The organism is Acidovorax sp. Leaf191 (assembly GCF_001424425.1).
Lineage (GTDB): Bacteria > Pseudomonadota > Gammaproteobacteria > Burkholderiales > Burkholderiaceae_C > Acidovorax.
On the sequence record NZ_LMPT01000019.1, the window covers coordinates 718771 to 736030 of the forward strand.

Consider the following 17260-nt stretch of genomic DNA (forward strand, 5'->3'; position numbering starts at 1 on the left):
TGCCCGCGCGAGCCCTGCGGCGCTGCGTTTCGCCTGCCACCCCGCTGCCCTTCAGGGCCGGCACTGCATGGATCGCAATTCTTTGCTGCCAGCACGCTGTCACCAGCCCGCCCTAGGGATCCTCTGCACGCATCGAGCTGCCAAGTGTGCGCAGCGGATCGGGATGGAGTGCAAGGCGCAAAACGCAGCCATAGCCGTAGCTATTGCGAGTATTGGCAACGCCGCAGGCCGCCCGAGACTGCCGATGCACACGGCGCGATGATTCGTGCAGAGGGTCCCTGGAGTGCCGGGCTCACCCAGACACGAGGGAACGTCATGACGACGCAGTTCTACAGCGCGTGCAGCCTGGACGGATTCATCGCCACGCCCGACCACGACCTGAACTGGCTGCTGCAGTTCGGCGAGATCGAAAGCTCCAGCTACCCCGCCTTCATCCGCGATGTGGGCGCGCTGGCCATGGGGTCGCACACCTGCGAATGGATGCTGCAACACGCCATCGGCGCAGGCCTGCTGAACGAGCTGATCGTGCAGGTCGCACCGGTCACGCTGAGCGCGGGCGCGCCGCTGCTGCCGCGCCAGATCACGCAGCCGGCGGCCCTGCGCCTGCAGTCGGTGGCCACGCTGGGCGGCCTCTTTGCGGAGCTGCGCTACGCGGTGCAGCTGCCCTGATTCGCGTGTTGCCCATTGCTATGCTTTGTATAGCTGGTAGCGCTTTATCAGCAAGCGGTAGCAGCCTTTTTGGCTCCAACGACGCTCAGTCCAGCGCCACCGTTTTGCTCACCGGGTGCGACAGCACCAGCGACGTGGACACGCTGCCGTGCGCAGCCAGTGCGTCCACCACGCGCTCCAGGTCCGCGGGCTGGCCGAAGGCGCAGCGCACCACGAAGCAGTCTTCGCCCGTCACGCGCACGGCGTCCAGCACCTCGGGCATGGACTGGAACAGCTGCACGTAGCGCTGGATGTGTTCGTGCGTGGTGCGCACCCGCACCACGGCCTGCAGGCCCAGGCCCACCGCCGCCAGGTCGATGCGGGCCGCGTAGCCGGCGATCACGCCTGAGTCTTCGAGCTTCTTCACGCGCTCGCTCATCGCGGGCTGCGACAGGCCGATCTGCTTGCCCAGCGCCGACAAACTCTGCCGCGCATCACGCTGCAGCGCCATGAGGATCTGCCGGTCTTTCTTGTCCAGTTCCACGTGCAAGGTCCTTTGCCAGCAGGCGATGAGTTCAAGGTTTGGAGGCACGCTTTTCGATGATGTCCCCTGGCGGGGGACGCGCGCGTTGCCTATCGTAGGCGGTCTTTCAACACTTCAAGAAGCATCACGCCATGCGCCCTGTCCTGCTCATGCCCGGCATCCACAACTCCGGTCCCCTTCACTGGCAATCATTGTGGCAAGCGCAGCATGCCGGCGTCTCGCGCGTGCAGCAGTCCGATTGGGACCACCCGGTGTGCAGCGACTGGGTGCAGGCGCTGGACGCTGCCGTGGCCCGCGCGAGCGAACCGCCGATTCTGGTAGCACACAGCCTCGGTTGCCTGGTGGCGGCGCAGTGGGCCGCCCTGAGCACGAGGCCCGTGCACGCCATGCTGCTGGTGGCTGTGCCCGACCCGCTGGGGCCGAACTTTCCAGCCGATGCGCAAGGCTTTGCGCCGCTGCCGGGCGCCCTGCCGCCGATGCGGCGCCTGACGCTCATCAGCAGCACCAACGACCCCTACTCCACGCCGGATTTTTCAGCGCAGCGCGCCGCGGCATGGGGCGCCGAGCATGTGGTGCTGGGCGCGGCAGGCCACATCAATGCCGACAGCGGCCTGGGCGCGTGGCCGCAAGGGTGGGGCCATGTGGAGCGCTGGCGCGCGCAGGCAGTCTGAGAACGCAGCGCACGCCGTCAAGGCTGGCGCGGGTGGCACAGAACCACCGCAGTGGGCTCAGCCGCCCAGCGCCTGTGCCTGATCGATGATCAGGTAGCGCTTGACCAGGTCGAAGAAGCTTTCGTAGAACGTGTCCTTGGAGATCGTCTCGCTGCCCACCTTGACCATCGATTCGCTGCTGGCCGACAGCGGCAGCGACACCGAACCGATGGCGCCCACGCCCAGGCTGGCGGAGTTGTTGGTCTTGCGCAGCGCATAGGTGTCCTGCAGCGCGGTGACGAAGCCCAGGCTCACCTTGCCGTCGCTGGCCTCGGGCACGCAGACCACACGCACGACCATCTGCAAATGCGATTCGGCCTCGGGCTGGAAGCTCTTCTTGCCTTCCACCAAATCTGCACTGCTCGACGAGATGATGTAGCCCTGGCTCAGCAGCGCCCGGCGCGACGCCTCGCAGGTCTGGGCGGGCGTGGCGTCGAACATGCGCGAGTAGGTGCTCACCGAGCCAAAGCTTTCCTGCACGCCGAAGGTCTTCACGTTGGTGCCTACGCAGCCGGCCAGCAGCAGCGCCCCGCCCGCCAAGACGGCGGCGGCAGCGCTGCGCACGGCGGGCCGCCAACGGCCCGTGTCGAGGGGAGAGGCCGTCAGCGACGGCGTCGGTTGGCATGCAAGGCTGGGCAACAGGTGGTCCTGGTTGTGTGTCTGGATCTGGGTCTGTGTCATGTCGTTCTCACCAATTCCGTATGGCGCTGGCAGGGGCCCGCAGCAGGGCGGCCCGCCCCGCTTGCTCTGACGGCGCGTGCCACACCGGGTTCCATGGATTCTAGAAACTCCGGACTGCGGCGCACGCGGGATGCTGCACTGCACTATGCCGCCAGCGGAGCCACGCAGCCGTCAGGAAAAGGCGACTGAACGTATCAATTTGCACCGTCGGCCCACGGGGGCGGCCCCAACGCTCCTGAAAAGATAGCTTGCGGCCCTTTGCCAAAAAGCGTGCGCGCCACCTACTCACGCGCCTGGAGGGCCATGGCGAGTTATGCCCGTCGGATGTGCAACAAGCTGTGGATAAATCCGGGGACAAACCCCGGAACCCGCGCCAGCACTGGCGTGCGACGCGTTGCCTAAAAAACGGTCAGCCGTAGCGTCCCCAGCAAGCAAGGTGCGCCTTGCACGCCTTTGTTACGGCAGGACACGGCATGTCCGAGACGTCCAGCAGCTATACTATTGATAGCTAATCGCGCTGACCCATCCTGCGATGGAGCGTGAATCCCCCCTGAATGCCAAGCGCTGCGCTGTGTCGCCAGCGCTCGAACCTGCCGCACCCCCACCGTGCCCCTTGCCACCCTGCTCTGCTTGGTCGTCGCCATCAGCGACGGCGACACCCTCACGGCCCGCTGCGGCACGCCCGGGGCCTACCAGCAGGTCAAGGTGCGCGTGGCCGCCATCGACGCGCCGGAGTCGCGCCAGGCGTTCGGCCAGAAGTCGCGGCAGAACCTGGCGCGACTGTGCTTCAAGCAGCGCGCCGCGCTGCAGCCGGTGGATGAGGACAGCTACGGGCGCACGGTGGCCAACGTGCGCTGCGGCGGCACCGACGTGGCCACGGCCCAGGTGCGTGCGGGCCTGGCCTGGGTGTACACGCCGTATGCCAGCGCCCACCCGCACCTGGCGCCCCTGCAGCGGCAGGCGCGCAGCAGCAGCACGGGCCTGTGGTCGCAGCCACGCCCGCTGGCACCGTGGGACTACCGGCACCGCCGCAGCCGGCATTGAAGGTGGCTGCGACGCCTGCAGCGTTGATGGCTGGCGTCGGCCGGTTTCTGCGGGTCTTTACCTCGCCGCCCGGCAAACGCGCGGCTAAGCCAGTAGCATCGAAGGGTCTTTCCCCCGGCCCCTGCGGCACGCGCTGCGGCCGGCCGCCCTGCCTGCCTTTCGCCTTTTCATGACAGCCCCCCAACCCACCCTTGCGGCACCCGATGCCGAGACGGCCAGCGTCTACCGCCATTCCGGCTTTATCTCGTTTCTGATCGCCCGGGTGGTGGCCGTAGTGGCCACGCAGGTGCAGGCGGTGGTGGTGGCCTGGCAGGTGTACGACCTGACGCGCGAGCCGCTGGCGCTGGCCTATGTGGGCCTGGCGCAGTTCCTGCCCATGTTGTGCCTGCTGCTGCCGGCGGGCGACCTCATCGACCGGTTTGAGCGCAAGCGCATCCTGGCCATCAGCTGGTCGGTGGGCGGCGTGTGCAGCGCACTGTTGTGGTGGCTGTCGGGCCACGGGGCCAGCGGGGTGGCGGGCATCTATGCGGTGCTGGTGCTGTACGGCTGCTCGCGCGCCTTCTCGGGCCCGGCCATGCAAAGCCTGCTGCCGCAGATCGTGCCCCGCGCCCAGCTCGCGCAGGCCATTGCGGCCAACAGCATGCTCATGCGCGTGGCCAGCATCGGCGGGCCGCTGCTGGGCGGGCTGCTGTATGCGCTGGGCGGCGGCGAGCTGACGTACGCCGTGTGCTGCGCGTGTTTTGCGCTCGGCGTGGTGCTGCTGCTGCGCGTGGTGGTGGCGCACGCCACCGCGCCCGGCCCCACGCAGGGCACGATGTTCGAGCGCTTTGGCGCGGGCATCACCTTCATCCGCACGCGGCCCATCATCCTGGGCACGATCTCGCTCGATCTGTTTGCCGTGCTGCTGGGCGGCGTGATCGCGCTGCTGCCCATCTACGCCCACGAGGTCCTGCACGTGGGCCCCACGGGCCTGGGGGCGCTGCGCAGCGCCATGGCCGTGGGCGAGGTGAGCGCGGGGCTGTACCTGAGCATGCGCCCCTTCAACCGCCACGTGGGGCGCACCATGTTCATCGCCGTGGCGGTGTTCGGCGCGGCCAACCTGGTGTTTGCGCTGTCCACGGTGTTCTGGCTGTCGTTCGCAGCGCTGCTGGTGGCGGGTGCGGCCGACATGGTCAGCGTCTACATCCGCGGCGCGCTGGTGCAGTTCTCGACCCCCGACACCATGCGCGGGCGGGTGAACGCGGTGAACATGCTGTTCATCGGCTCGTCCAACGAACTGGGCGAGTTCCGCGCGGGCACCAGCGCGGCCTGGCTGGGCGCAGTGCCTGCCGCCATCGTGGGGGGCCTGTGCACGCTGGGCGTGGTGGCGACCTGGGCCACGGTGTTCAAGCCGCTGCGCAAGGTGGACAAGTTCGAGGAAGCCGCGCAGGCACGGTAGCTTCGCCGGGCCGCGCAGTGCCGGCTCGACATGGCCGGCCGCTACAGCTGCTCACAACCTTCGGCGCGTTTGTATCGCGTGGGTAAAACCCGCTGCGGGGCCTTGCCTTGGCTGCGCGGCAAGCGCAGCATGGCGCTCCAGCCCTGGCATCGATGGGCTTGCAGGATACCCGCACCATGCGCCACGACCCACCCGCTTTGTTGAGCACCACCCCGCCCATCAACCGCCGCCAGTGGCTGGCACTCGCAGCGCTGGGCGCATCGGCCAGTGCTTTGCCGGCCCTGCCCACCTGGGCCGCCGTGCCCGCAGCACCGGCCGACGCAGCCGACGATGCCGTGCGCGCGCGGTTGATGGACCGCATCACCTGGGGCAGTACCGCGCAGGGCGCGCAGGCCATGGCGCCGCAGGGCATGCAGGCCTGGCTGGCCAGCCAGCTGCGGGCCCCCGCCGACGCGCCGCTGCCCGCTGACGCCCAGTCGCAGATCGACGCCATGGCCATCACCCGCACCCCGTTCGAAACGCTGGCCCTGCAGATGCAGGAGCGCCAGCGCGAAGCCCGCGCGCTGCCGACCGAAGACGAACGCAAGACCGCGCTGGAGGCCTGGCAAAAAGACATGCGCAACCTGCAGCGCGAGGCCAGCCAGCGGTTCGTGCTGCGCGCGCTGTACTCGCCCGCCCAGTTGCGCGAGAAGATGACCTGGTTCTGGATGAACCACTTCAACATCTTTGCCGGCAAGGCCAACCTGCGCGCCGCCGTGGGCGACTATGAAGAGCGCGCCGTGCGCCCGCATGCGCTGGGCCGCTTTCGCGACCTGCTGGGCGCCACCACGCGCCACCCGGCCATGCTGTACTACCTGGACAACGTGCAGAACGCCGCAGGCCGCATCAACGAGAACTACGCCCGCGAGCTGATGGAGCTGCACACCCTGGGCGTGGGCGGCGGCTACAGCCAGCAAGACGTGCAGGAGCTGGCGCGCGTGCTCACGGGCGTCGGGGTCAGCATGCGCCCGCTGGACGACGAGCCGCCGCGCATGAAGCCGGCGCTGCGCGCCCACTACGTTCGCCAGGGTTTGTTCGAGTTCAACCCCGCGCGCCACGACTGGGACGCCAAGACCCTGCTCGGCCAGCCCCTGCGCGCCCAGGGCCTGGCAGAGCTGGACGAGGCACTGGATCGGCTGGCCCGCCACAGCGCCACGGCCCGCTTCATCACGCGCAAGATGGCCGTCTACCTGGTGGGCGACGCGCCCTCGCCCGCCCTGCTCGACACCCTGGCCCGCACCTTCGAGCGCACCGACGGCGACATCGCCGCGGTGCTGGCCGCGCTGTTCCAGGCGGGCGAGTTCCAGGCCTCGCTGGGCCAGCGCTTTCGCGACCCGGTGCAGTACGTGCTGGCCGGTGCCCGGCTGGTGCACGGCGACCAGCCGGTGCTGGCCACCACCGAGCCCCTGCTGGGCTGGCTGCAGCGCCTGGCCGAGCCCCTGTACGGCCGTGCCACGCCCGACGGGTACCCGCTCGACGCCGCCACCTGGTCGGGCTCGGGCCAGATGAGCACGCGCTTCGAGGCAGCCCGCGCGCTGGGTGCCGGCGCCGTCGCCAACGTGGGAGCGCCGGGCCAGCGCACACCGCCGCCTGCGCTGTCGCAGACGCCCTACCTGCGCCAGATCGACGCCACCCTGGCGCCTGCCACACGCGCCGCTTTGGTCCAGGCAAATTCGCCGCGGGAGTGGAACCTTTTGTTCCTTTCATCTCCCGAATTCATGCACGGCTAGAGATGGAGTACATCCCCCTGAGTCGCTTCGCGCCTCGGTGCGTCCGCCGGAGGCTGTCGCTCTTCAGGCACGTCCAAGCCTGCGCAGGCAGGCTTGGAGCCGCGGCCTTCAGCCCCTTCTCTCGACCCGCTGCGCGGTTCGGGAAGGGGGACGCAGCCAGTGCGGCGGGGCGGCCCTTGCACGGCTGCCCTCGCTTCGGGAGTGCGAATTTCGAGCGCGACAGTGCATGCCATGCGCCGACGTCATTCAAGGAGATCACATGCTGAGACGACACTATCTCCAGGCTCTGGGCGCCGGCGCCCTGGGCATTGCCACCGCTTCCGCCCAGGTGTCCGCTGCCCCGCGCGCAGGCGACGCGCGCCTGCTGCTCGTGTTCCTGCGCGGCGGGTACGACTGCGCGAACCTGCTGGTGCCCACCAGCAGCAGCTTCTATTACGAGAGCCGTCCCAACATCGCCATCGCCCGCCCCGGGCAGGAGGGCGGCGCGCTGGAGCTGACCGGCGACTGGGGCCTGCACCCGGTGCTGGCGCAGTCGATGCTGCCGCTGTACCAGCGGCGCGAGCTGGCCTTCGTGCCATTTGCCGGCACCGAAGACCTGTCGCGCAGCCACTTCGACACGCAGGACAGCATCGAGCTGGGTCAGCCCCTGGCGGGGCGGCGCGACTATGGGTCGGGCTTCCTCAACCGCCTGGCGGCCGAGCTGGGCGCCAGGCAGCAAGACGCATCGCCGATGGCCTTCACCAGCACCCTCCCCTTGGTGCTGCGCGGCATGGTCGATGTCCCCAACACGGCGCTGGCCGCCGCGGCCGGCAAGCCCGGCGTGGACGAGCGGCAGGCTGGGCTCATCGACATGATGTACCGCAGCACCAGCCTGGCCCGGCCCGTGGCCGAGGGCTTTGCCACACAGGGCGAGGTGGCCCGCAGCATGCAGGGCGAAATGGATGCCGCCAGCCGCAATGCGCTCAGCACCAAGGGCTTTGAAGGCACGGCGCGCCGCATGGCGCGGCTGATGCAGACGCGCTACCACCTGGGCTTTGTCGACGTGGGCGGGTGGGACACGCACGTGGGCCAGGGCAACGCCACGGGCGCGCTGGCCAACCGCCTCGAAGAACTGGGCCGCGGCCTGGCGGGCTTTGCCGACGAGATGGGCACGGCGGCCTGGAAGAACACCGTGGTCGTGGTGGTCAGCGAGTTCGGCCGCACCTTCCGCGAAAACGGCAACCGCGGCACCGACCACGGCCACGGCACCGTCTTCTGGGTGCTGGGCGGCGGCGTCGGCGGCGGGCGCATTGCGGGCGAGCAGCAGGCGCTGTCGGCCACCACGCTGTTCCAGAACCGCGACTACCCGGTGCTCAACGACTACCGTGCGGTGCTGGGCGGGCTGTTCGCACGGATGTACGGGCTCAACGCTGCGGCCGTGGGGAGGGTGTTCCCTGGCACGCGGGGCGTGGACCTGCGGCTGGTGTAGCCGCAATCGATTGCTATATTTTCAATAGCTTCCAGCGCTCACCTATCAAGCGGTAGCGGCCTGCAGAGCCTCGATATCGGCCGGGTCAGGCGTTGAAGGTGCCCGTCAGCAGTTCGGGCAGGCGTTCGATCTTCATCTTGAAACCACACGCCTGCGCGTGGCCGCCGCCGCCCATGCTTTCGGCCAGGGCGATGCAGTCGAAATTGCGCTGTGAACGCAGGCCCACCTTCACGCCCTTCTCACCCGCGCTCCACATCAGCGCGAAGGTGCCGGTCTTGGCGGAGAGGATGTCGCCCACCAGGCTGTGGAACATGCCGGGCGCGTTCACCATCAGGCCAGTGATGCCGTTGAACACCAGCGGCTGCGCGCCTTCGGCGATGCTTGCGCACAGCTTGCGGTACTTCTCGTCCATGGCCGCGCCGCGGGCCATGAACTGCGTGAGTTCGTCGGGCGTGAAGGCCGCGATCTGCTGCCAGCGCGCAAAGCCCTGCTCTTCCATGTCGAGCGCTGACAGGAAGGCCCCGCTTTCCGGGAACTCCCACTTCCAGATGTCGCGGTCTTCCACATACTGCAGCAGCGCGGGCACGGGCTCGTGCGGGTGAAAGAACTCCCACGCCAGGCGCGCGCCCGACTTGCTCATGTCGAAGTGCACCACGCCGCAGCGGCAGGCAAAGCCGGTGAGCTTTTCGGCCGCGCTCTTGTGGTGGTCCAGCATCACGAGCTTGGCCGCGCGTTCGTCGATGGCGGTCATCACCTCGGCGGCGAACGAGAAGTCGAGGATGTAGACCGCCCGGCCCTGCACCGGCGGCAGGTCGTCCACGGTGGTGATATCGCCGTGGTCCAGCCCCACGTATTCGGCACGGTCGCCGTAGTACAGCCATGCGGCCAGCGCCGCGCCAAAGCCATCGGGGCAGTTGCGCCCGTGGTACAGGATCAGCGGGGCCGGGTCGTTCTTGTCGGGGGCAACCAGCAGTTGCAGGGGGAGTATGGTTTTCTTCGTCATGGCCCCCGATTGTCGCCGGGGCGGTGGCAGGCGGCGAGCACTGCATCGCCAGCCAGGGAACCAAGCGCGGCCCTGCGGCCTCCATCCATGCGTACATGCACGCCCCGGCTCCACAGAAAGCACACCCCATGTTCCAGACACTCAAAGACCTGCTCGACAGCCTGATGCAACCGGCCCACACCGCCACGGCGCGAGACCAGGCCCACGCCGTGCAACTGGCCGCCGCCGTGCTGCTGGTGGAGGTGGTGCGGTTCGATGCGGCCATGGACCCGGCCGAACGCACGGCCATGGTCACCGCGCTGCGCAGCAAGTTCGACCTGGCGGGCGATGAGCTGGACCGCCTGCTGGAGCTGGCCGTCGACACCTCCCGCAGCGCCTACGACTACCAGCGCTTCACCGGCAGCCTGAACGACCACTTCACGCAGCCGCAGAAGGTGCAACTGGTCGAAGCCATGTGGCAGGTGGCGTACGCCGACGCACGCCTGGACGAGAACGAGATGCACACCATCAGCAAGGTCGCTGGCCTGCTGCATGTGACGCACGGCGAATACATCGCCGCCAAGATGCGCGCGAAGGAAGCGGCTGGCGTCTGAATCGTCTGAATCGTCTGAATCGTCTGAATCGTCTGGATCATCTGAATCGTCTGCACCGCATACGACTCAGGGGGCTTCTACAAAGGCAGCCAGCGCCACCAGAAGGGGGTCTTGACCTCCCGCGCACCGCGCTCGCGCAGCAGCGTGACGAACTCTGTGCGCCCATGGCGCCGGGCCGCCTGCAGCGGCGTCATGCCGTCGAACTCCGAGCGCAGTTGCGGGTCTGCGCCGTGGTCGAGCAGGTAGTGCGCGATGGCATCGTGCCCGTGGATGAGGGCCGCCACCAGCGGGGTGCACAGGATCTCGGGGTGCTGGTAGTTGGGGTTCACGCCCGCGCCGATGTGGTGGCGCACCAGCGCCAGGTCGCCCGCCAGGGCGGCGGCATACATGTCTTTCCAGTCTCCGGCCGACATACGCAGCAATCCTTTGCATACACTTGATCGCCGCAGTGTAGGTACGCCCGGCGTGCTGCACAATGCGCGCCTTCCCTCATTCGGCCTGCGCCACCGGCCCGGCCTCTTTCATGCACCCTCCCCTGCACATCCTCTGGCGCGACGAGCACCTGGTGGCCGTCTACAAGCCCGCCGGCTGGCTGGTACACCGCACGGGGCTGGACGCGGGCGAAACGCGCTTTGTGATGCAGACCCTGCGGGACCAGCTGGGCCAGCACGTGTTCCCCGTGCACCGGCTGGACAAGGGCACCTGCGGCGTGCTGGTGATGGCGCTGCACAGCGATGCGGCGCGCGCGCTGTCGCAGGCTTTCGAGCATCAGGCCACGCACAAGCGCTATCTGGCGCTGGTGCGCGGCTGGGCGCCGGGTGCCATCGAGGTGGACCACGCGCTCAAGCCTGATGACGCACCGGCCGATGCCGCGGTGCAGGAGGCCCACACGCGCTTCAAGCGCCTGGCGCAGCTCACGCTGCCAGAGGCCAGCGACGCCCGCTTTGCCAGCACGCGCGCATCGCTGGTCGAGGCCATACCGACCACAGGCCGGCGCCACCAGATCCGCCGCCACCTCAAGCACCTGGCGCACCCCATCATCGGCGATGCGACCCATGGAAAGGGTCCCATCAACCGCTGGTGGGCCGAGCGCCTGGGCCAGCAGCGGCTGTGGCTGCATGCGTGGCAACTGACGGTACCGCACCCGGTGAGCGGGGTGCACATGACGTTCGAGAGCGGACTGCAGTGGCCCGCAGCGCTGCCGATCAGCCCCCGCGCAGTGGACGATGGTGGCAATGGACCTGCGCCGGACGCCGCCCCCACGGCAGATTGGGAGCGACTGCTGACGGTGCTGCCCTGGCAGCGTGCCGACGACCTGCCGAAAGACCTGCCGAAAGACCTGTCTGGAGACCTGCCGGCAGCAGGCCGGCCCTAGGCGCGGGCTCTACGCGCCTACGCAGCTACCCAGCCTTGGCACCCAGCGCCTGCATGCGCGCCTTCCACTTGGCCACCCCGGCGTCGCCCAGTTGCTCCACGCTGCCCACCAGGGTTTCGTGCACGGGGGCGATGCCCACAAAGCCCAGGATGTTGCGCTCCAGCGACTTCACGCTGTGCGCCCGGAAGTACCAGCGGTACACCAGCGCCGGCATGCCCATGGTCACGACCACGCGCGCGCTGCGGCCGGTCAGCCCCTTGCGGCCGAACGGGTTGCTGCCCTCGGTGGTGAAAGCAAAGCCGGGCCGCGCCACTTGCTCCAGAAAGCCCTTGAGCAAGGCCGGCATGTCGCCCAGCCACAGCGGAAAGAAAAGGACGATGTGCTGCGCCCAGCCAATGTCTTCTTGCGCAGGCTTGAGCCGGGCCGGCAACAAGCCCAGCTCCCATTCGTGCTGGCTGCGCAGCAGTGCGAAGTCGATGGCGGCGACGTCGATGTGCCGCACCGCGTGGCCGGCACTGGTGGCGCCTTGGGCGTACGCCTGCGCCAGGGCATGGCACAGATGGGGCGCGCTGGCGTCGGGGTGTCCCTGGATCAGGACGATGCGCTGCGGGGTCATGGGGGCTCCTCACCGGGCCGCGCCAGGCCCCAGGGGCGGCGGCCTGGGCAAACGGCGGCGTGGGGGCCCACCGCGCATCGTGGCACGCAGCAGGGTGCCATGCAAGCGGTGCGACCCGAGCCTGGCGAACAAGGATGTAAGACCTGATGCGCGCGGTGTCCGAGCGTGATTGAAACGCTCCGTTTTTAATAGCTGCTGGCGCTTTACTGGCGAGCGGTAGAGGCATATTTTTGCCACTTTTTTGGTCCAACACGGGGCCTGCGTGACTGGCGGCGTCGGCTGTGTCCTACCCGCCGGGCGGTCGGTCGCCTGTAGACGGCTGCCGCGGCAAGGCGCACAGTGCGCGGACGGTGGCCCAGCCGGCCCCCTCATCGCTAACCCCTACCTATCCCAACCCTGCACCATGCATGCTCTTGCCAGCCCACTGTATCCACTGATGTCGCTGCGTTCACCGTGCCCGTGCACGCAGTCGCCCGCCGCTCTGATCGCCGCATCCAAGGACCGCTCCCATGGCTGATATCTGGCACGAAATCACCAGCACGGTGGCGTCCGAGTTTTCGGACGTCACCGACGTGGGCCAGGCCACACGCATCGTCGTGCGCCTGACGATGGCCGGGGTGCTGGGCGGCCTGCTCGGGTGGGAACGCGAACACGCGGGCAAGGCGGCCGGCGTGCGCACCCACATGCTGGTGTCGATGGGGGCGGCCCTGTTCGTGCTGGTGGCCCAGCAGGCGGGCATTGAGCCTGCCGACAACAGCCGGGTGCTGCAGGGCATCATTGCGGGCGTGGGCTTTCTGGGCGCCGGCACCATCCTCAAGGGCGATGCCGAAAGCCAGGTCAAGGGGCTGACCACGGCGGCGGGCATCTGGCTCACCGCCGCCATCGGCGTGGCGGCCGGCCTCGGCCGCGAGACCACGGCCGTGCTGAGCACGCTGCTGGCGCTGCTGGTGCTGTGGGCCATGCCGATGCTGCACGACCGGATGGCGCGCACCTCCACACAACCCCGGCGCGAAGACGACTGAGCGCGCGGAACCTGCCACGCGGGCGGCTGCAGCGGCCCGCGCGTGCGCTACACTTTTTAGCCCTCCTCCACACGGGCCTTCGGCATGCGCAGACAGCACCCGCATGCCGCCGGCAGTCCCATGCACCGCCAACCAGCGCAGCGCGCACTTCCCCAAAGCCACACGGCAGCGATGCCCCATTCCACGCGCACTGTGCGCGGAGATTCTCGGGCGCCTGAAGCGCCCTGCGCCGCCAGCAGCCACGGGGCGCTGTGCCCATGAGCCAGGCCCGCGAATCCGGCACGCTGCAAGCCCCTGCCGCCGACAACGACGCCACCGCAGCGCAGGCCGAGGCCTCCGGCAACCTGCGCGGCATCATCGCCATGGTGTTGGCGGTGGGGTGCTTTTCGTTGATGGACGCGCTGCTCAAGACGCTGTCGGCCAGCTACCCCGCCATGCAGGTGGCGGCGCTGCGCGGCTGGGCGGCCTTGCCGCTGGTCGCCCTGTACGTGCTGTGGCGCGGCGAGGTGCGCGGGCTGCTCAAGGTGCGCTGGCCGCTGCACCTGCTGCGCGGCGTGCTCAACATCTCGATGCTGGGGCTGTTCGCCTACGCGCTCAAGGAGCTGGGCCTGGCCGAGGCCTACACGCTGTTCTTCATTGCGCCGCTGCTCATCACCGCGCTCTCCACCGTGGTGCTGCGCGAGAAGGTGCGCGCCGCGCACTGGGTGGCCATTGCGCTGGGCATGGTCGGCGTGCTGGTGGCGCTGCGGCCCAGCCAGGATGCGTTCTTCACGCTGGGGGCACTCGCAGTGCTGGGCGCCGCCTGCGGGTACGCCGTGTCGGCCATCACGGGGCGGGTGCTGACCCGCACCGACTCCAGCGCCAGCCTGGTGTTCTGGACCACCACGCTCCTGGCCCTGGGCGCGGGCGCACTGGCCTGGCCCGGCTGGGTGGGTGTGGACCGGGCGCACTGGCCGCTGGTGGCAGGCCTCGCCGTCACAGGCTTTCTGGGGCAGTTGGCGATCACCGAGGCCTTCCGCCACGGGCAGGCGTCGGTGGTGGCGCCATTCGAATACACGGCCCTGGCCTGGGGCATGGGCCTGGACTGGGTGCTGTGGCAGACGGTGCCGGGCTATTCCACGCTGCTGGGCGGCGCCATCATCATCGGCAGCGGGCTGTACCTGGTGCGGCAGGAGCGTACGCAGGCGGTGGTGCCGCCCTGACCGGCCAGCCACCCCACAGCACAACGCTGGAACGCGGCCCGCGCCCACGCAGGGCGCGGTCTTACAGCCACGCAGACCGCGTCGCAGTGCAATGGGCGATCAGTACTGCGGCACGCGCCGCGCAAGGAGATCGCATGACACAACACGCCACCATTGCAGGCCACGTCACCTACACCCCGGGCGACGGAGCACCGCTCACCATCCCCAAGGGCCCTGTGGAGCTTGAGCCCGCCAAGGACAGCACCACGCTGAGCTGGACCGCCGACAACGACGCCGTCGGCTCCGCCGCCATCCCGCGCGACCAGTTCAACCAGTACGTGCGCGACGGCAAGATCCGGCTGGACAAGGACGCGCAAAAGTAAGAGGCTCACCAGGGCGGGCTGCGGCAGGCCGCACTCACGCTGCGGCGGCGCCCCAAGGCGCGCCGCCGTGGGCTGCTTTTCACAGCCACTGTGGTCTGCTGAAGCAGCACCAACCGCCCTTTTCAACGACTAGCCTTTGCCCCTATGCCTTCAGAAAACATCCTGCGGTTCTGGTTCGAAGAACTCAGCCCAGCCCAGCACTTTGCGCAGGACGACAAGGTCGACGACCTGATCCGCACCCGCTTTGGCGCCACGTGGGAGGCCGCGCGACTGGGAGAACTCTGGACCTGGCGCGACAGCGCACGGGGCCGACTGGCGGAAATCCTGGTGCTGGACCAGTTCTCGCGCAACATCCACCGCGGCTCGGCCCTGGCGTTTGCGCAGGATGCCCAGGCCCTGACGCTCGCACAGGAGCTGGTGGCCAGCCGGCGCGATGCCGAGCTGCCCGTGGAGCAGCGCGCCTTTGCGTACATGCCCTACATGCACAGCGAATCGCTCACCATCCACGCGCAGGCCATGGCTTTGTTCAGCCAGCCGGGGCTGGAGCACAACCTGCAGTTCGAGCAGCGCCACCAGGAAATCCTGGCGCGCTTTGGCCGCTACCCGCACCGCAACGCGGCGCTAGGCCGCAATTCAACGCCCCAGGAAACCGCCTTTCTGGCGCAGCCCGGCTCGTCGTTCTAGAGACCGCGGCAAGGCCTTCACCAGCCAAGCCTGCAGACCCGCACCCGGCGCATTGCTACAGCTGGGCCGTGGCGCTGCCCACACCGTCGAACGACACCACAACGCTGTCGCCCCGTTGGGCCTGCAGCAATCCCACCCAGGACCCCGTCGTCACCACCGTGCCCGCAGGCACGGTCGCGCCGCTGCGTGTGAGGTGGCGCAGCCACACCGGCAGCAGCCAGGCCGGATCGCCCAGCGGGTGCGTGCCCTGGCGCACCACCGGCGCTTGCGAGCCGATGCGCACCTCGCACGGCTGCGCGGCCCAGTCCCGCGCCGCGTAGGGCACCCACTCGCCGAGCACCAGCGCGCCGTGCGACTGCAGGTCGGCCAAGCGCAGCAGGGCGGGCGCGTCGCCGCCTTCCTGCCAGCGCGAATCCACGATCTCGATCGACACGGCCATCGCATCGACCCATGGGCCCGCGGTGGCCGGCGTCATGGCCGCGGCTTGTTCGGGCGACACGGCCCGGCCCAGGCGCAGCGCGATTTCGGCCTCGATGCCCGGTGTGTGGAACCGCATGTCTGCATAGTCGGCCGGGCTGGTGCGCACGCCCGCGGGCGGCAGCGGCGCATGCGTGAGCACGGCCTGGCGGTGCGGCCCGCCGGACTTCCAGTGCTGCGCGGGGCCCGCCCGAAACCAGCCCATGCCCTGGGCCACAGCCTCCTGCGCCGCGTAGGCCGCAGCCGCATCGCCCAGCGCCCCGGCCCACGGCAGGGCGCTGGTGGTCTGGCCTGTTTGCCAGGCGGCGACCAGGGCGTGGGTCAATGTGCTTGTCGAGTCTTTGTCTGTCTGCATCTGATTCATCCCAGTATTTTGCAATCGCACGCAGCCTACAAAAAGCGCAGCCCAGGCCCGTGCCACCGTGCAAGGGACCGAGGCGCGAAGCGACTCAGGGGGTCACGTAACTTAACTCTCCACCTTCACATTGCCATCCTTCACCACCTTGCCCCACTTGGCAATCTCGGTGGCGATGAAATCCTTGAACTTGTCGCGCGTGCCGCCGCCATCCTCGGCGCCGTAGGTGTCCATGCGCTCCTGCACATCGGGCATGGCCAGCACGGTGTTCACGTCGTGGTTGATCTTGTCCGCGATACCGGGCGCCAGCTTGCCGGGGCCGACCAGGCCATACCAGGTCGTGGCCTCGAAACCCTCGAAGCCCTGTTCCTGCATGGTGGGCACGCCCGGGTGCCCCTTGGCGCGCTTGGTGCGCGTCTGCGCCACCGTCGCCACCTTGCCGCTTTTGACATGCGGCGTGGCCGAGGTCATGGTTTCAAAGCAATACTGGATCTGGTTGCCCATCAGGTCGGCCAGCGCGGGGCCGCTGCCCTTGTAGGGCACGTGCAAGGCATCCACACCCGCCTGCAGCTTGAACATCTCCAGCGCCAGGTGCTGCGCAGAGCCCGGGCCTGCGGAGCCAAAGGTCACCTTGCCCGGGTTGGCCTTGCACAGGGCCACCAGTTCCTTCACCGTGAGCGCCTTTTGTGCCGGGCCCGCGATCAGCAGGTTGGGCGTGACACCCACCATCACGATGGGCACGAAGTCCTTTTGCGGGTCGTAGCGCAGCTTGGGCTGCAGGCTGGGCGCGAGCGCATGGCTGTTGATGTGCGCCATCAGCAGCGTGCTGCCGTCGCTGGTCTGCTGCGCCACGTACTCGGCCGCCAGCACGCCGGCCACACCCGCCTTGTTCTCCACGATGACCGACTGCTTCCACAAGGTCGACAACTTGACCGCCACCACCCGCGCCAGCGCATCGGTGCCGCCGCCGGGCGGAAAGCCCACCACGATGCGCACAGGGCCGGTGGGCCACTCCTGCGCAAACAGGCGCGGGGCGCCGAGCGAGGCCGCCGCCGCGCCAGCGGACTGGATCAGGGAACGTCTTTTCATCATCGCTTGTCTCCTTCGTGGGCCCTGGTCGGTGCGGGCCGGGTTGAATGAACTCAGCAAAGCCAAGGCCCCTGCGGCGCGCGTGCAGTGCACGGCGGGCGGTGGGGACTGGAAAACACGGGATCGGTCGATGCGCTGCGGCCTCGGCAGGCCGCCAGCGGGAGCGGAAAAATGCGCACA

The 17260-nt window shown here is 68.8% G+C and carries 19 protein-coding genes; 12 read left to right on the plus strand and 7 right to left on the minus strand.

Annotated features, from left to right (window positions below; all coding sequences use genetic code 11):
* Window positions 1-315: 315 nt before the first annotated feature.
* A complete protein-coding gene (locus ASG27_RS17305) occupies window positions 316-669 on the plus strand; it encodes a dihydrofolate reductase family protein (RefSeq protein ID WP_056418921.1) in 354 nt (117 codons plus the stop codon).
* A gap of 85 nt (window positions 670-754) precedes the next feature.
* On the opposite strand, the gene ASG27_RS17310 is transcribed toward ASG27_RS17305, so the two are convergent.
* The gene (locus ASG27_RS17310) at window positions 755-1192 is read right to left on the minus strand and encodes an Lrp/AsnC family transcriptional regulator (RefSeq protein ID WP_056419186.1); all 438 of its coding nucleotides are present in this window, start codon (window positions 1190-1192) and stop codon (window positions 755-757) included.
* A gap of 131 nt (window positions 1193-1323) precedes the next feature.
* Here ASG27_RS17310 and ASG27_RS17315 point away from each other — a divergent pair, with 131 nt between their 5' ends.
* Window positions 1324-1863 (plus strand): RBBP9/YdeN family alpha/beta hydrolase, encoded by a 540-nt coding sequence (locus ASG27_RS17315; RefSeq protein WP_056418924.1) that lies wholly within the window; start codon window positions 1324-1326, stop codon window positions 1861-1863.
* 57 nt (window positions 1864-1920) lie between these two features.
* Here ASG27_RS17315 and ASG27_RS17320 read toward each other — a convergent pair whose 3' ends face one another.
* Window positions 1921-2583, minus strand: a complete 663-nt coding sequence (locus ASG27_RS17320; protein WP_082486026.1) for a DUF2242 domain-containing protein — start codon at window positions 2581-2583, stop codon at window positions 1921-1923.
* A 606-nt stretch (window positions 2584-3189) separates the two neighbouring features.
* On the opposite strand from ASG27_RS17320, the gene ASG27_RS17325 reads away from it, so the two are divergent.
* The 4 genes from ASG27_RS17325 (at window position 3190) to ASG27_RS17340 (ending at window position 8302) form a co-directional block, all read left to right on the plus strand.
* Window positions 3190-3627 carry a thermonuclease family protein gene (locus tag ASG27_RS17325; RefSeq protein ID WP_056170053.1) on the plus strand — a complete coding sequence of 146 codons (438 nt, stop codon included), beginning with the start codon at window positions 3190-3192 and terminating at the stop codon, window positions 3625-3627.
* A 169-nt stretch (window positions 3628-3796) separates the two neighbouring features.
* A complete protein-coding gene (locus ASG27_RS17330) occupies window positions 3797-5065 on the plus strand; it encodes an MFS transporter (RefSeq protein WP_056418927.1) in 1269 nt (422 codons plus the stop codon).
* Window positions 5066-5241: 176 nt separating this feature from the next.
* Window positions 5242-6834, plus strand: coding sequence for a DUF1800 domain-containing protein (locus tag ASG27_RS17335; protein WP_056419189.1), 1593 nt, complete (start codon window positions 5242-5244; stop codon window positions 6832-6834).
* Window positions 6835-7093: 259 nt separating this feature from the next.
* Complete coding sequence (locus ASG27_RS17340) at window positions 7094-8302, plus strand: DUF1501 domain-containing protein (protein ID WP_056418930.1); 1209 nt, start codon at window positions 7094-7096, stop codon at window positions 8300-8302.
* 85 nt (window positions 8303-8387) lie between these two features.
* Here the strand turns inward: ASG27_RS17340 and ASG27_RS17345 are convergent, their stop codons facing one another.
* Complete coding sequence (locus tag ASG27_RS17345; protein WP_056418933.1) at window positions 8388-9305, minus strand: DHH family phosphoesterase; 918 nt, start codon at window positions 9303-9305, stop codon at window positions 8388-8390.
* A 128-nt stretch (window positions 9306-9433) separates the two neighbouring features.
* Here ASG27_RS17345 and ASG27_RS17350 point away from each other — a divergent pair, with 128 nt between their 5' ends.
* On the plus strand, window positions 9434-9898 hold the full coding sequence (locus tag ASG27_RS17350) for a TerB family tellurite resistance protein (protein ID WP_056419192.1): 465 nt from the start codon (window positions 9434-9436) through the stop codon (window positions 9896-9898).
* Between the two features lie 77 nt (window positions 9899-9975).
* On the opposite strand, the gene ASG27_RS17355 is transcribed toward ASG27_RS17350, so the two are convergent.
* On the minus strand, window positions 9976-10311 hold the full coding sequence (locus ASG27_RS17355; protein WP_056418935.1) for an ankyrin repeat domain-containing protein: 336 nt from the start codon (window positions 10309-10311) through the stop codon (window positions 9976-9978).
* A gap of 110 nt (window positions 10312-10421) precedes the next feature.
* Here ASG27_RS17355 and ASG27_RS17360 point away from each other — a divergent pair, with 110 nt between their 5' ends.
* Complete coding sequence (locus ASG27_RS17360) at window positions 10422-11273, plus strand: pseudouridine synthase (protein ID WP_056418937.1); 852 nt, start codon at window positions 10422-10424, stop codon at window positions 11271-11273.
* A gap of 25 nt (window positions 11274-11298) precedes the next feature.
* Here the strand turns inward: ASG27_RS17360 and ASG27_RS17365 are convergent, their stop codons facing one another.
* Window positions 11299-11889, minus strand: a complete 591-nt coding sequence (locus ASG27_RS17365; protein WP_056418940.1) for an NAD(P)H-dependent oxidoreductase — start codon at window positions 11887-11889, stop codon at window positions 11299-11301.
* Between the two features lie 509 nt (window positions 11890-12398).
* Between ASG27_RS17365 and ASG27_RS17370 the strand changes: the two genes are divergently transcribed.
* The 4 genes from ASG27_RS17370 (at window position 12399) to ASG27_RS17385 (ending at window position 15159) form a co-directional block, all read left to right on the plus strand.
* Window positions 12399-12911, plus strand: a complete 513-nt coding sequence (locus tag ASG27_RS17370; protein WP_056170075.1) for an MgtC/SapB family protein — start codon at window positions 12399-12401, stop codon at window positions 12909-12911.
* Window positions 12912-13168: 257 nt separating this feature from the next.
* The gene (locus ASG27_RS17375; RefSeq protein WP_082486028.1) at window positions 13169-14113 is read left to right on the plus strand and encodes a DMT family transporter; all 945 of its coding nucleotides are present in this window, start codon (window positions 13169-13171) and stop codon (window positions 14111-14113) included.
* Between the two features lie 134 nt (window positions 14114-14247).
* Window positions 14248-14475 carry a hypothetical protein gene (locus ASG27_RS17380; RefSeq protein WP_056170078.1) on the plus strand — a complete coding sequence of 76 codons (228 nt, stop codon included), beginning with the start codon at window positions 14248-14250 and terminating at the stop codon, window positions 14473-14475.
* 144 nt (window positions 14476-14619) lie between these two features.
* Window positions 14620-15159, plus strand: coding sequence for a DUF924 family protein (locus ASG27_RS17385; protein ID WP_056170080.1), 540 nt, complete (start codon window positions 14620-14622; stop codon window positions 15157-15159).
* Window positions 15160-15214: 55 nt separating this feature from the next.
* On the opposite strand, the gene ASG27_RS17390 is transcribed toward ASG27_RS17385, so the two are convergent.
* Window positions 15215-15991, minus strand: a complete 777-nt coding sequence (locus ASG27_RS17390) for a fumarylacetoacetate hydrolase family protein (RefSeq protein WP_056419198.1) — start codon at window positions 15989-15991, stop codon at window positions 15215-15217.
* A 111-nt stretch (window positions 15992-16102) separates the two neighbouring features.
* Window positions 16103-17080, minus strand: coding sequence for a Bug family tripartite tricarboxylate transporter substrate binding protein (locus ASG27_RS17395; protein ID WP_056419200.1), 978 nt, complete (start codon window positions 17078-17080; stop codon window positions 16103-16105).
* Window positions 17081-17260: the final 180 nt, after the last annotated feature.

Excerpts from the sequence above, each read along its gene's own strand:
- ASG27_RS17365 (WP_056418940.1), bottom strand. The coding sequence starts at position 11,889 with ATGACCCCGCAGCGCATCGTCCTGATCCAGGGACACCCCGACGCCAGC.
- ASG27_RS17305 (WP_056418921.1), top strand. The coding sequence starts at position 316 with ATGACGACGCAGTTCTACAGCGCGTGCAGCCTGGACGGATTCATCGCC.
- ASG27_RS17390 (WP_056419198.1), bottom strand. The coding sequence starts at position 15,991 with ATGCAGACAGACAAAGACTCGACAAGCACATTGACCCACGCCCTGGTC.
- ASG27_RS17385 (WP_056170080.1), top strand. The coding sequence starts at position 14,620 with ATGCCTTCAGAAAACATCCTGCGGTTCTGGTTCGAAGAACTCAGCCCA.
- ASG27_RS17380 (WP_056170078.1), top strand. The coding sequence starts at position 14,248 with ATGACACAACACGCCACCATTGCAGGCCACGTCACCTACACCCCGGGC.
- ASG27_RS17320 (WP_082486026.1), bottom strand. The coding sequence starts at position 2,583 with ATGACACAGACCCAGATCCAGACACACAACCAGGACCACCTGTTGCCC.
- ASG27_RS17315 (WP_056418924.1), top strand. The coding sequence starts at position 1,324 with ATGCGCCCTGTCCTGCTCATGCCCGGCATCCACAACTCCGGTCCCCTT.
- ASG27_RS17340 (WP_056418930.1), top strand. The coding sequence starts at position 7,094 with ATGCTGAGACGACACTATCTCCAGGCTCTGGGCGCCGGCGCCCTGGGC.
- ASG27_RS17395 (WP_056419200.1), bottom strand. The coding sequence starts at position 17,080 with ATGAAAAGACGTTCCCTGATCCAGTCCGCTGGCGCGGCGGCGGCCTCG.
- ASG27_RS17350 (WP_056419192.1), top strand. The coding sequence starts at position 9,434 with ATGTTCCAGACACTCAAAGACCTGCTCGACAGCCTGATGCAACCGGCC.
- ASG27_RS17360 (WP_056418937.1), top strand. The coding sequence starts at position 10,422 with ATGCACCCTCCCCTGCACATCCTCTGGCGCGACGAGCACCTGGTGGCC.
- ASG27_RS17355 (WP_056418935.1), bottom strand. The coding sequence starts at position 10,311 with ATGTCGGCCGGAGACTGGAAAGACATGTATGCCGCCGCCCTGGCGGGC.
- ASG27_RS17375 (WP_082486028.1), top strand. The coding sequence starts at position 13,169 with ATGAGCCAGGCCCGCGAATCCGGCACGCTGCAAGCCCCTGCCGCCGAC.
- ASG27_RS17345 (WP_056418933.1), bottom strand. The coding sequence starts at position 9,305 with ATGACGAAGAAAACCATACTCCCCCTGCAACTGCTGGTTGCCCCCGAC.
- ASG27_RS17330 (WP_056418927.1), top strand. The coding sequence starts at position 3,797 with ATGACAGCCCCCCAACCCACCCTTGCGGCACCCGATGCCGAGACGGCC.
- ASG27_RS17335 (WP_056419189.1), top strand. The coding sequence starts at position 5,242 with ATGCGCCACGACCCACCCGCTTTGTTGAGCACCACCCCGCCCATCAAC.
- ASG27_RS17370 (WP_056170075.1), top strand. The coding sequence starts at position 12,399 with ATGGCTGATATCTGGCACGAAATCACCAGCACGGTGGCGTCCGAGTTT.